This window comes from Streptomyces sp. NPDC057424, from assembly GCF_042803315.1.
In the GTDB taxonomy this organism is placed as follows: domain Bacteria; phylum Actinomycetota; class Actinomycetes; order Streptomycetales; family Streptomycetaceae; genus Streptomyces.
Genome location: NZ_JBHVCP010000071.1, coordinates 1 through 12,546 on the forward strand (window position 1 = coordinate 1; position 12,546 = coordinate 12,546).

The 12,546-nt window shown below is 72.8% G+C and carries 12 protein-coding genes; 9 read left to right on the plus strand and 3 right to left on the minus strand.

All coding sequences use genetic code 11. The features are described from left to right. The first annotated feature begins 617 nt into the window (after positions 1 to 617). From ACFU3E_RS34095 to ACFU3E_RS34125, 7 genes are all read left to right on the plus strand, one after another. Positions 618 to 1,733: a Gfo/Idh/MocA family protein gene (locus ACFU3E_RS34095; RefSeq protein ID WP_384167262.1), complete on the plus strand. Its 1,116-nt coding sequence runs from the start codon at positions 618 to 620 to the stop codon at positions 1,731 to 1,733. Beyond that, entirely contained in the window at positions 1,730 to 2,653 is a 924-nt protein-coding gene (locus ACFU3E_RS34100) for a PmoA family protein (protein ID WP_384167264.1), read from the plus strand. The genes ACFU3E_RS34095 and ACFU3E_RS34100 overlap by 4 nt, the downstream gene beginning before the upstream one ends. After that, on the plus strand, positions 2,647 to 3,411 hold the full coding sequence (locus ACFU3E_RS34105) for a cupin (RefSeq protein WP_384167267.1): 765 nt from the start codon (positions 2,647 to 2,649) through the stop codon (positions 3,409 to 3,411). The genes ACFU3E_RS34100 and ACFU3E_RS34105 overlap by 7 nt, the downstream gene beginning before the upstream one ends. 68 nt (positions 3,412 to 3,479) lie before the next feature. Further along, a complete protein-coding gene (locus ACFU3E_RS34110) occupies positions 3,480 to 4,763 on the plus strand; it encodes an ABC transporter substrate-binding protein (RefSeq protein WP_384167270.1) in 1,284 nt (427 codons plus the stop codon). Beyond that, on the plus strand, positions 4,760 to 5,698 hold the full coding sequence (locus ACFU3E_RS34115) for a carbohydrate ABC transporter permease (RefSeq protein ID WP_384167273.1): 939 nt from the start codon (positions 4,760 to 4,762) through the stop codon (positions 5,696 to 5,698). The genes ACFU3E_RS34110 and ACFU3E_RS34115 overlap by 4 nt, the downstream gene beginning before the upstream one ends. Continuing rightward, positions 5,695 to 6,555 carry a carbohydrate ABC transporter permease gene (locus tag ACFU3E_RS34120; protein WP_384167276.1) on the plus strand — a complete coding sequence of 287 codons (861 nt, stop codon included), beginning with the start codon at positions 5,695 to 5,697 and terminating at the stop codon, positions 6,553 to 6,555. The genes ACFU3E_RS34115 and ACFU3E_RS34120 overlap by 4 nt, the downstream gene beginning before the upstream one ends. Beyond that, on the plus strand, positions 6,552 to 7,133 hold the full coding sequence (locus ACFU3E_RS34125) for a hypothetical protein (protein ID WP_384167279.1): 582 nt from the start codon (positions 6,552 to 6,554) through the stop codon (positions 7,131 to 7,133). The genes ACFU3E_RS34120 and ACFU3E_RS34125 overlap by 4 nt, the downstream gene beginning before the upstream one ends. A 283-nt stretch (positions 7,134 to 7,416) precedes the next feature. Here ACFU3E_RS34125 and ACFU3E_RS34130 read toward each other — a convergent pair whose 3' ends face one another. Continuing rightward, positions 7,417 to 8,118, minus strand: coding sequence for a phosphatase PAP2 family protein (locus ACFU3E_RS34130; protein WP_384167282.1), 702 nt, complete (start codon positions 8,116 to 8,118; stop codon positions 7,417 to 7,419). 135 nt (positions 8,119 to 8,253) lie between these two features. Here ACFU3E_RS34130 and ACFU3E_RS34135 point away from each other — a divergent pair, with 135 nt between their 5' ends. Beyond that, positions 8,254 to 8,910: a class I SAM-dependent methyltransferase gene (locus tag ACFU3E_RS34135; protein WP_384167285.1), complete on the plus strand. Its 657-nt coding sequence runs from the start codon at positions 8,254 to 8,256 to the stop codon at positions 8,908 to 8,910. A gap of 12 nt (positions 8,911 to 8,922) precedes the next feature. Here the strand turns inward: ACFU3E_RS34135 and ACFU3E_RS34140 are convergent, their stop codons facing one another. Together ACFU3E_RS34140 and ACFU3E_RS34145 are read right to left on the minus strand one after the other, a co-directional pair. Beyond that, positions 8,923 to 11,172 carry a heavy metal translocating P-type ATPase gene (locus ACFU3E_RS34140; RefSeq protein WP_384167288.1) on the minus strand — a complete coding sequence of 750 codons (2,250 nt, stop codon included), beginning with the start codon at positions 11,170 to 11,172 and terminating at the stop codon, positions 8,923 to 8,925. A 3-nt stretch (positions 11,173 to 11,175) separates the two neighbouring features. Beyond that, the gene (locus tag ACFU3E_RS34145) at positions 11,176 to 11,388 is read right to left on the minus strand and encodes a heavy-metal-associated domain-containing protein (protein ID WP_384167291.1); all 213 of its coding nucleotides are present in this window, start codon (positions 11,386 to 11,388) and stop codon (positions 11,176 to 11,178) included. A 198-nt stretch (positions 11,389 to 11,586) separates the two neighbouring features. Here ACFU3E_RS34145 and ACFU3E_RS34150 point away from each other — a divergent pair, with 198 nt between their 5' ends. Then, positions 11,587 to 12,546 carry a hypothetical protein gene (locus tag ACFU3E_RS34150; RefSeq protein ID WP_384167293.1) on the plus strand — a complete coding sequence of 320 codons (960 nt, stop codon included), beginning with the start codon at positions 11,587 to 11,589 and terminating at the stop codon, positions 12,544 to 12,546.

Below are 12,546 nucleotides of genomic sequence, written 5' to 3' on the forward strand. Positions count from 1 at the left end.
GCCACCCCCCCCGCGGGCGGTGGCCATCCGGGCCGGTTGCTGTCGCGCATCGGGTGGCGCGGCCCTGCCCCTCCGCGCGCCGCGCAGTCGATGTCCCGCACCCGGACGCCCCCCGTCGCGGGGTATGCGTTGACCGCGTCGTCGGCACCCGCCGACCCGTAGGACCCGTACCCCGCGTGCCGGTCGGCCCCCTCCAGGAAGATCAGGCTTGAGGTTGCTGGTGGCGGGCGCGAAGAGCGGGCCCCCTGGGCGGGGTGCGCCGGACGTCCCGCCGGTACACCCCGGGATCACGTGGCGCGGCGTTGTCGCCGCACAGATCGCCGTCTGCGTGCTGCCGGAGGGGAGCCGTGCGACAGGACGGCAGGAGCGGCCCCCCGTCCGGGCACTCCGGCCGGCAGCCGGCCGAGGTGGGGCCGGCCCTCGGGAAGAGACGGGGACATGCCGTTTCCATGGCGGGGGCAACAACCCGAATCTCCGCCTCAAGCTGGGACAATGCGCGGGCAGACCTTGTGCAGGTCGCTGCAGGGGGTTGTCCAGACATTCTCTCGCGCCTAGGGTCCTTTCCGAGTGCAAGCGCTTTCCAAGCGTGTGTCCGCCGGCCGTCCGAGGAGCGCCGCATGTCCTTGTCCCCCACCCGCCGCCGCGTAGCCGTCGTCGGCACCGGAGCCATCGTCGGCGGCAGCCATCTGCCCGCGCTGCGGGCCCACTCCGACCGGGTGGAACTGGTGGCCGCTGTCGACGTGGACCCGGAGCGCCTGGACGCCTTCCGCGAGCTGGCCGGTGAGCGGGTCGCCGGGTACACCTCGGTGGACGCGATGCTGGACGCCGTACACCCCGACCTCGTCCTCATCGGGACACCGCCCTCCCTGCACCGCGACCAGACGGTGGCCGCGCTGAAGGCGGGCGCCTGGGTGCTGTGCGAGAAGCCGCTCACCCTGTCGCTCGCCGAGTACGACGAGATCGCCGCCGCCGAGGAGGCCTCCGGCGCGTACGCGGCGGTCGTCTTCCAGCACCGCTACGGATCCGGCGCCGTGCAGGCCCGCGAGCTGATCACGAGCGGTGAGCTGGGAGCTCCGCTGGTCGCGCACTGCCAGACCACCTGGCACCGGGACGCCGCGTACTACGCGGTGCCGTGGCGCGGGAAGTGGGCCAGCGAGGGCGGCGGCCCGACCATGGGCCACGGCATCCACCAGTACGACCTGCTGCTGCACCTGCTCGGCGAGTGGGAGGAGATCAGGGCCATGGCCGCGCGCCTGGTCCACGACACCGAGAGCGAGGACGTCTCCACCGCCCTGGTGCGATTCCGGAGCGGTGCCCTCGCCACCGTCGTCAACAGCGTGCTCTCCCCGGACGAGGTGAGCCGCATCCGCATCGACTGCGCGGACGCCACGGTCGAGCTGACCCACCTGTACGGCCACACCAACGACAGCTGGTCGTACACCCCGGCCCCGCACGTCGCCTCCGAGCGCGCCACCGGCTGGCGCACCCCCGCCACCGACGTGCCCAGCTCACACACCGCCCAGCTGGGCGCACTCCTCGACGCCTACGACACCGGCACCCGGCCACCGGGCAGCGGCCCCGACGCCCGCGCCACGCTGGAGTTCGCCGCCGCCCTGTACAAGGCCGCGTTCACCGGCCGCTCGGTGCACGCGGGGGAGATCGGCCCCGGGGACCCCTTCTACGAGGCCATGCACGGCGAGTACCCCGACTGGGCCCCCAAGGAGCGCGCATGACCATCCGCGTCACCCACACGCACGGCGAGGACATCGCCGTCACCGCAGGCGGCACGGAGATCCTCCGCTACGTGTACCGCCCCGACCCGGACCCCTTCGAGTCCCGCAAGCCCTACGCCCACCCCGTGCGCACCCTCTCGGGCCGCACGGTCACCGGCTACCGCCCGAACGACCACCGCTGGCACAAGGGCCTGCAGATGACCGCGAGCCATCTGTCCGGCCAGAACTTCTGGGGCGGCAACTGCTACGTCCACGGCCAGGGCTACCTCCCCCTGCCCGAGCGCGTCGGCTCGATGCGGCACGACGGCTTCGCGGACTTCACCGTCGAGGACGACCGCCTCGCCTTCACCGAGAACCTCACGTGGATCGAGAACGGCGGCGCGGAGTGGGCGCGCGAGGTCCGCGGCCTGACCGTCCATTCGGTGGACGAGGAGGCCGGTTCCTGGGCCCTGGACTGGTCGATCCGCCTCACCAACACCCGTTCCGAGCCCCTGGCCTTCGGCTCCCCGACCACCGCGGGCCGTGAGATGGCCGGCTACACCGGACTCCAGTGGCGCGGCCCGCGCGACTTCACCGGCGGCACGGTCTTCGCCCCGGACACCGACGCCGACGCGGGCAAGCTGATGGGCACCCAGGGCCCGTGGCTCGCCTTCACCACCGAGCACGACGACGTCGACGGCCACTCCACCCTGGTCTTCGCGCACGCGCCCGAGAACCTCGACGGGACCTCCCCGGTCCACGAGTCGCACTGGTTCGTCCGCTCCGAGCCCTTCCCGACGGTCGCGTTCTCCTGGGCGTTCTTCGAGGAGTTCGAGCTGCCGCCGGGCGAGTCCTTCGGATACCGGTACCGCATCGTCGTCGCCGACGGTGCCTGGGACCGCGACCGGGTCGGCACGCACCTGGAGGGCCTGGCGTGGTGAGCGAACCCGAGCCGGCAGGGCTTCCGCACCCGCTGCCGGGCGCGATCGGCCTCTCCCACCTCAGCGCCTACGACTGGGAGGCCGCCGACGGCGTCTGCGGCGGCAGCCCGCACCTGCACCTGGTGTGCACGGAGGCGTACGTCGTCACCGGCGGCCGGGGCGCGGTCCAGACGCTCAGCCCCGACGGCTACCGGGACATCCCCCTCGAAGCCGGCTCGATCGCCTGGTTCACGCCGGGCACCGTGCACCGCATGGTGCAGGGCGGCGATCTGCGCATCACCGTGCTGATGCAGAACAGCGGCCTGCCCGAGGCGGGGGACGCCGTGTTCACCTTCCCGCCCGAGGTGCTCGCCGACCCCGACCGGTACGCCGCAGCGGCGAGTCTGCCGCCCGGCACCGGACCGGAGACGGAGGCGGCCGCCCGGCGCCGCAGGGACCTCGCCGTCGAGGGCTACCTGGGGCTGCGCGAGGCCCTCGTCGCCGGCGACGACCGCCCGTACCTGGAGTTCCAGCGGGCCGCCGCACGGATCGTGCGCGACAAGGTGCCCACCTGGCAGGCCCTGTGGCGGGAGGGCGCCCTGGCCACCGCGCAGCGCACCGGCGCCCAGCTCGACGCCCTGGCCGAGGGGGAGCCCGCCTACCTCGGCGAGGCCACCGCCCACGAGGCCGCGCCCACCCGGCTCGGCGGCTTCGGCATGTGCGGCCGGCGCGACGAGTACGCGCTGCCGGGCACCACGCTGCCGTACCAGGGGGAGTAGCGGCAGGGGGACTGAGGGGGGACTGAGGGGGGCTCAACCGAAACTCCGTCGAGAGGAGTGACCCCGGCATGCCCGGACACAGGACGAAGGGGTTCTGCGCGTCGGCCGCCGCACTGGCGCTGTGCGCCGTGCTGGCGGGCTGCGGAGGGCCCGGGGAGTCCGCCGGCGGCGGCAAGGTCGTGCTGCGCTACACGTGGTGGGGCAACCCCGACCGCGCGGAACGCACCGAGCGGGCCGTCGCGCTGTTCGAGGAACAGCACCCGGACGTCGACGTGACGACGTCGTTCTCCGGCTACGACGCCTACAAGCAGAAGCTCGCCACCCAGGCCGCCGGCGGCGACGCCCCCGACGTGATGCAGCTGGACTACCGCCAGATCGACCAGTACGCCTCCGGCGGCGTCCTGCTCGACCTGGCGAAACAGAAGTCCGTCCTGCGCACCTCCGAGATCGACCGGGGCCTGCTCGCCACCGGCCGCGTCGACGACGTCCAGTACGCGATACCGCAGGGCCGCGGCACCGAGACCGTCGCCTACGACGTGCAGACCTGGAAGAAGTCGGGCGTGCCGCTGCCCGGCGAGAGCTGGACCTGGAGCCAGTGGGCGGACACCATGCGCGCCCTCGCCAGGAAGACCGGCAAGCCGGGGGCGACCGACCCCGGCCAGAGCGAGGACGCCTTCGAGGTCTGGCTGCGCGGCCAGGGCAAGTCCCTCTACACCGAGCGCGGAGGGCTGGGCTTCACCGCCGGCGACCTCACGCGCTGGTGGACCTTCACCGACCGGCTGCGCCGCGAGGGCGCCGTCTCGCCCGCCGAGCAGACGACCCAGCTCGACGGCTCGGTCGAGAACACCCCGCTGGGGCGCGGCACGTCCGTCACCGACGCCAACTGGGACGCCCCGGCCAGCGGCTTCCTCGCCCTGATACCGACCGGCGTCGCCCTGGCGCCCATGCCGTCCGGTGAGGACGGCACACCCGGCCAGTACTTCAAGCCGTCGATGTTCCTCGGCGTCTCGGCGAACACCGGCCATCCCGAGGAGGCGGCGCAGCTCGTCGACTTCATGATCAACGACCGGGAGGCCGCGAGGATCCTCGGCGCGAGCCGCGGGATCCCCGTCAACGAGACCATCCGCGACGAGACCGGCCCGCAGCTGAAGGACTTCGACAAGACCATCGCCGACTACCAGGCATCCCTGGAAGGCAAGCTCAAGGACCCGCCCCAGGCGCCGCCCTCGGGCGACAACGCCCTGCAGAGCACCTTCCAGCGCGACTACGACCAGGTGTCCTACGCGCGCATGTCGCCCCGCGAGGCGGCCGAGAACTACGTCACCGAGGCGAAGGCGGAGCTGAGGTCATGACCACCACCGCGATCCCCGCGCAGGCGGAGCGCGCCCCCGCCGCCGCCCCGAAGCGCCGCCCCAGGTGCGAACGCGAGGGCGCCGCCTGGGTGTTCCTCTCGCCCTGGGTGCTCGGCGCGATCGTCCTGACGCTGCTGCCGATGGCCGTGTCGCTGTACCTGTCGTTCACCGACTACGACCTGTTCAATCCGCCGAAGTGGGTCGGCCTGCGCAACTACGCGCAGATGTTCACCGAGGACCCCCGCTACTGGCGTTCGGTCGTGACGACCCTGACGTACGTCGTCGTCGCCGTGCCCCTGCAACTCGCCCTCGCCCTCGTCGTCGCGCTGGCCCTGAAGGGCATGAAGCGCGGCAAGGGTTTCTACCGCTCCGCGTTCTACGCACCGTCCCTGCTCGGCGCGTCGATGTCCATCGCGCTCGTCTGGCGGGCGGTCTTCAACGACGGCGGCACCGTGGACAACCTGCTGGGCACCGGCGGCTGGGTCAACAAGCCCGGCTGGGCGCTGCTGGCCGTCGCGCTGCTGACGGTGTGGCAGTTCGGGGCGCCGATGGTCATCTTCCTCGCCGGGCTCCAGCAGATCCCCGCCGAGCTGTACGAGGCGGCTGCGGTCGACGGGGCCGGGAAATGGCGGCAGTTCCTGTCCGTCACCGTGCCGATGCTGTCCCCGGTGCTGTTCTTCAACCTCGTCCTGCAGACCATCCAGGCCTTCCAGGTGTTCACCCCCGCCTTCGCGGTCAGCGCGGGCAAGGGCGGACCGGCCGACTCGACCCTCGTCTACACCATGTACCTCTACGACCGCGGCTTCGTCGCCTCCCACATGGGCTACGCCTCCGCCATGGCCTGGGTGCTGCTCCTCGTGATCGGCGTCGTCACCGCGGTGCTGTTCCGCACCTCGCGCTCCTGGGTCTTCTACGCCTCCGAGGGGGACCGGTGACCTCCACGACTGCTGCTCACAAGCCCGTTCGGTGGGGCCGCGTCGCCCTGCACGCGGGCTGCCTGGCCGCCCTGCTGGTCATGCTGTACCCCCTGGCCTGGTTGCTGGCCACCTCGCTCAAGCCCGCCGACGAGGTCATCGCCAGCCTCGACCTGTTGCCCAGTCACCTGGAGTGGTCGAACTACTCCACCGCCCTGGACGGCGTCAACGACGTCTCCATCTGGCGGCTGCTCGGCAACTCCCTGCTGATCGCGGGCGGCGCGGTCCTCGGCAACGTCATCAGCTGCTCGCTCGCCGCCTACGCCTTCGCGCGCCTCAGGTTCCGCTTCCGCGGGCCGCTGTTCGCCTTCATGATCGCCACGATCATGCTGCCGCACCACGCGGTGCTGATCCCGCAGTACATCATCTTCAACCAGCTCGGCCTGGTGAACACCTACTGGCCGCTGATCCTGCCGAAGTTCCTCGCCACCGAGGCGTTCTTCGTCTTCCTCATCGTGCAGTTCATGCGCGGCCTGCCGCGCGAGCTGGAGGAGGCGGCCCGGATCGACGGTTGCGGGCCCTTCCGCAGCTTCTTCCAGGTGGTGCTGCCGCTGACCCGGCCGGCCCTGATCACCACGGCCATCTTCACGTTCATCTGGACCTGGAACGACTTCTTCACCCAGCTCATCTACCTCTTCGACCCGGACAAGTTCACCCTCACCCTCGCGCTGCGCTCCTTCGTGGACGCCTCCAGCACCTCCGCCTTCGGCCCGATGTTCGCCCTGTCGGTGATCGCGCTGCTGCCGATCGTGCTGTTCTTCCTCGCCTTCCAGCGGTTCCTGGTGGAGGGCATGGCCAGCTCCGGAGTCAAGGGGTGAGCGGGATGCCCACACGCGAGGCGGGTGAGGTGTTCGGCCCGCGCATGTCCCTGTTCGCCGACGTGCTGAGCGTCGGACTCGCCACGGCGGCGGCCTGCCTGCCCCTGGTCACGGCCCCGGCCGCGCTGTCGACGGCGTGCGCCGTGCTGCGCGGGGCGGGACAGGACCGGCCCGTCACGGCGGGGCGGTACTTCGCCCTGCTGCGACGGAGGTTGCGCGTCGGCGACCTGGTGGCGGGAGCCGCCGCCCTGGCGGGTCTGCTGCTGTTCGCGGCCGACCTGGCGCTGGCCGGGGCCGGGCTGCCGGGGGCGCCGCTGTTCGCGGTGGCCGCCGCGGTGATCGGCGTGTGCGCGGCGGTGGTCGGCCTGCGCGCCTGCGGGCGCCCCGAGTCGCTCACGGACTGGCGCGCGGCGGTGCGCGGGGCGGGGCAGGACGCCGTGGCGGACATCGGCGGCAGTGGCCTGGTGCTGCTCGCCGTGGCGACGGCCGCGCTGTGTGCCTGGATGCTGGTGCCGCTGGCCTTCCTCGCCCCCGGGCCGCTGGCCCTGGCGCTCACCGCCGTCGACGTACGGCGGTGACGCTGCCGTGCTCCTTCGATAGCCAGGAGTGCGGCGCAAGGCCGCCAAGGTCTTCGGCTGACGGTTTGTCAGTACGGGGGTTGACGGGTGGCGGGACGGAGTCCCCGTGCCCGGTCGGCCCATGACCTACCGGCGCAGGGCGCCCGCACGCCGGTCGGCGGCCGTTCTCCTTCAGTGGCCAGGAGTTCGGCGCAAGGCCGTCAAGATCTTCGGCTGACGTTCGTCAGCGCGAGGGTGCCGGGCGGGCGGGGGCTGGCCCCCGCTCGCCCGGCCGGCCTTCGACCTACCGGCGCAGGGCGCCGCCGATGCTGATCCGCGGCCAGGAACGCGCCGCCGTGAGGAGGGCCTGTGTCCTCGCCGAGGGGGTGGCCGCTGCCGCCGCCAGGGCCGCCGCCGCGCTCGCGATGCCGAGGACCGCGCCTGCCGCCACGTCGCCCGGGTAGTGCACGCCCGTGTGGACACGGGAGTAGCCCACGGCGCTCGCCAGCGCCCCGAGCGGTACCGCCGCGGGAGGCAGGACCACCCCGACGGCGGTGGCGAACGCGACCGCCGACGCCGTGTGCCCGGACGGGAACGAGGCCGAGGTCGGCATCCGGACGTGCCGGTCCACCGTCACCCGGGCCGCTTCCCGGTCGGGCCTGGCCCGGCGCACCAGGCGCTTGCCGAGCAGGTTGGCGGAGGCCGATGCCACGGCGATCGCGCCTACGCCGACGAGGGCGGCCTTGCGCGGCCGCTTTCCGCTCAGGGCCAGGGCGGCGGCGATGGCGAACGAGATCTTGGAGTGGTCGGCCGCGTGGGACAGGTGGCGCAGCGTCCGGTCCAGGGTCGGCGTCGGGGTGGCGGCCACCGCCGCGTACAGGGCGCCGTCCACGGCCCTGAGATCGCCGAACACGGCACCCAGGAGCCGGCCGCGTCCGCTCGCGGAGTCCCGGGTGTTCTGGAGCGGACGGGGGGCGTCCGCGTCTGTGGTCGTCGGATCCGTCATGTGCTTCTCCCCGCAATGGCCTTCTCAGCACGGTACCGGCTCACGCCCGGCGCACGCTCGGCGCCCCTGCGAGCCGGTACCTCCCGGGTGCCCGGACGGCGGACGGCCACCCCGGTGAGCCGGGACACTGAACGCATGTCACCCCCGCCCCGCCGGGTGCTGCGCGCACTCGAGCGTTTCCACGCCGCCCGCCCCTGGGATCACAACGCCCACTTCCACCGCTGGATCCTGCGGCAGTTCCCCGAGGGGGCGGGCAGCGTCCTGGACGTGGGATGCGGCAGCGGCGACCTGGCCCGGCTGCTGGCCGGCCGGGCCCAGCTCGTGCACGGGATCGACGCCGATCCGGAGATCACGGCCCGGGCGCGGGAGCTGACGCCCGCTGCGGCCCCGGTGACGTACACGGCGGCCGACGCGCTGACCGGGCTCGGTGATCAGTCGTACGACGTCATCACCTGCGTCGCCGTCGTCCACCATCTGCCCTTCACCCGGGCCCTCAGGACCTTCCGCGACCATCTGGCCCCCGGCGGCACCCTGGTGATCGTCGGCGTGGCCCGGGAGCGGACGTCCGTCGACCGTCTGCTCGGCATCGCGTCGATCCCGCTCAACATCGTCATGGCGTTGCTGAAGAACCGGGGCCGCCCGGCGCCCCGCTCCGTCTCGATGACCGCCCGCACCCGTCCGGCGGACCTGTCCTTCACCGAGATCGTGCGCGAGGCCCGGGCTGTCCTCCCCGGCGCACGCCTGCGCCGCCGTCTGCTCTGGCGCTACACGCTGGTGTGGCGCCACCGCTGACCCGCCGGCGCCTCAGCCGGCGGCCCGGAAGGTGCGCAGCCGCAGCGAGTTGCCGACCACGAAGACCGACGAGAAGGCCATCGCCGCCCCGGCGATCATCGGGGTGAGCAGGCCGGAGGCGGCCAGCGGCAGGGCGGCCACGTTGTAGGCGAAGGCCCAGAACAGGTTCGAGCGGATGGTGCCGAGCGTGCGGCGGGCGAGCCGGATGGCGTCCGCCGCGGCTCGCAGGTCGCCCCGGACGAGGGTCAGGTCGCCGGCCTCGATCGCGGCGTCCGTGCCGGTGCCCATGGCGAGGCCCAGGTCGGCCTGGGCGAGGGCCGCCGCGTCGTTGACACCGTCCCCGACCATCGCCACCGACCGGCCCTCGGCCTGGAGCCCCTTGACGACGTCGACCTTGTCCTGTGGGAGCACCTCGGCGATGACCTCCTCGATGCCCACCTCGCGGGCGACGGACCGGGCCACCGCCTCGTTGTCACCGGTCAGCAGGATCGGAGTCAGGCCGAGCGCCCGCAGCCGGCCGACCGCCTCCGCGCTCGTGTCCTTCACCGCGTCGGCCACCTCCAGCACCGCACGGGCCTCGCCGTCCCACGCGACCGCGATGGCCGTGCGCCCGGCGTCCTCGGCCGCAGCCCTGGCCCGGGCCAGGCCCTCGGGAAGCTCCATCGCCCAGTCGGCCAGCAGCCGCTCCCGCCCGACGAGCACCGCGTGGCCCTCGACGACGCCCTGAACGCCGAGCCCGGGCACGTTGGCGAAGTCCTCGGGCGTCGGCAGCGCACCCAGCTTGTCCAGCGCCCCGTCGGCGACCGCCCGGGCGATCGGGTGCTCGGAGGCATGCTCCAACGCCCCGGCCAGCCGCAGCACTTCGGCCTCGTCCGTGCCCTCCGCGGTGTGCACGGCCAGCAGTGTCATACGGCCGGTCGTGACCGTGCCGGTCTTGTCGAGGACGACGGTGTCGACCCGGCGCGTGGACTCCAGGACCTCCGGGCCCTTGATGAGGATGCCGAGCTGGGCGCCGCGCCCGGTGCCCACCATCAGCGCGGTCGGCGTCGCCAGACCCAGGGCGCAGGGGCAGGCGATGACGAGCACGGCGACCGCCGCGGTGAAGGCGGCCGTCAGACCGACGCCGTTGCCCAGCCAGAAGCCCAGGGTGCCCAGCGCGAGGGCGATCACCACCGGCACGAACACGGCGGAGATCCGGTCCGCGAGCCGCTGTGCGGCGGCCTTGCCGTTCTGCGCGTCCTCCACCAGCCGGGCCATCCGGGCCAGCTGCGTGTCGGCACCGACCCGCGTGGCACGCACGACGAGCCGCCCGCCGACGTTGATCGTGGCGCCGGTGACCGGGTCGCCCGAGCCCACCTCCACCGGTACGGACTCCCCGGTGAGCATCGAGGCGTCCACGGCGGAGGAACCCTCTTCGACGGTCCCGTCCGTCGCGATCTTCTCGCCGGGCCGGACCAGGAAGCGGTCACCGGCCTTCAACTCCTCGACCGGGACGGTCTGTTCGCTGCCGTCGGCGCGCAGCACCGTGACGTCCTTCGCGCCCAGCTCCAGCAGCGCCCGCAGCGCCGCGCCCGCCTTGCGCTTGGCGCGGGCCTCGAAGTACCGCCCGGCCAGGATGAAGGCGGTCACGCCCGCGGCGGCCTCCAGGTAGATGTTCCCGGCGCCGTCCGTGCGCTCGATGGTCAGCTCGAAGGGGTGCGTCATGCCCGGTGTGCCCGCGGTGCCGAAGAACAGCGCCCACAGCGACCACAGGAACGCGGCCGAGATGCCCACCGAGATCAGCGTGTCCATGGTGGCCGCGCCGTGCCGAGCGTTGGTGAACGCCGCCTTGTGGAAGGGCCACGCCGCGTACGTCACGACGGGCGCGGCCAGCGTGAGCGACAGCCACTGCCAGTACTCGAACTGCAGCGCCGGGATCATCGCCATGGCCGCGACGGGAACCGCGAGCACCACGGCCGTGATCAACCGCTCGCGCAGCGGCCGCAGTTCGTCGGCTTCCTCGCCCGCGTCGGTCTGCTCGGCAGGGGGAGCGGGCTCCTGCGCGGTGTACCCGGTCGCCTCGACGGTGGCGATGAGGTCGCTGACGGAGACCTCACCGGAGTAGCTGACCTTGGCCTTCTCCGTCGCGTAGTTGACGGTGGCGGTGACACCGTCCATGCGGTTGAGTTTCCTCTCGATGCGCGCCGCGCAGGAGGCGCAGGTCATGCCGCCGATGGCGAGTTCCACCTCGGCGTCCGGGCCGGTCGTCGTACCGGTACTCATGGCTCAGACCCTCCCGGTCAGCTCGTAGCCGGCCTCGTCGACGGCCTCCGCGATCGCGGCGTCGTCGGGCCCGGCGGCGCTGGTGACGGTGACATGGCCGCTGCCGAGGTCGACCTCGACACCGCTGACGCCGTCCAGCTCTCCGATGACCTTGGTCAGCGTGGCCTCGCAGTGGCCGCAGGACATTCCGGAGACGGCGTAGGTCGTAGCGGGCATCGGGTGCCTCCTCTGGGTGATCCAACAGATGCGGAGAATACGGGGCGGGGGTATCCCCACCGACTTCATGTATACCCCTGAGGGGTATACGATGCAAGCGCGAGAACGACTTGACTCGATACCCCCTAGGGGTATGGTGACATGCATGGAGGCCCCGCATACGAGCGGGAGGCCCGGTATCTGAAGGAGCCGACGGCCATGAACACCGGACTGAGGATCACCACCTTCGCCGCCGCCCTGGCAGCGACCTTCGGCGCGGCCTACGGCGTCGGACAGGGCGTCGGCCCCGTCGTCGCCGACAGCCCTCCGAAGCACGAGAACGAACACACCCGGCCCGCGCCGGAGCCGGAGCAGGGCGGCGGCCACACCGGACACGACACGCCCCCCGCCGGCGGACTGCAGATCTCCGAAGGCGGCTACACGCTCGATCTCCAGACCCCGCGCGTCACCGCGGGGCAGCAGACCGGCCTGCGCTTCACCGTCCGGGACGCCGGCGGCCGCGCGGTCACCGACTACCGGCGCGAGCACGACAAGGAACTCCACCTCATCGTGGCCTCACGCGACCTGGTCACCTACCGCCATCTGCACCCCACCCGAGCCGCCGACGGCACCTGGAGCACCCCCGTGGACCTGCCCCGCGCGGGCGGCTACCGCGTCTTCGCCGACTTCACCCCGGCCCAGAAGGACGCCGGGAACCTCACCCTCGGCGCGGACCTCGCCGCCTCCGGCCCGTACGAGGCCCGCCGACTGCCGCCGGCGAGCACCACCGCCCGGGTCGACGGCTACGACGTGCAGTTGTCCGGCGCCCTGAGCCCGGGCAAGGCGGGTGAACTGAAGCTGAAGGTCTCCCGCGACGGCAAGCCCGTCACCGACCTCCAGCCCTACCTCGGCGCCTACGGCCATCTGGTCGCCCTGCGCTCCGGCGACCTCGCCTATCTGCACGTCCACCCGAACGGCGAACCCGGCGACGGCACCACCAGGCCCGGCCCGGACATCTCGTTCACGGCCACGGCACCCAGCTCCGGCTCCTACCGCCTGTTCCTCGACTTCCAGCACGACGGCAAGGTCCGCACGGCGGCCTTCACCGTCCGGGCCGGTGGAGCGGCGGCCGATGCCGGTACCCCCGAGGGGCATGTGGACGACGGCCACGGGTACTGA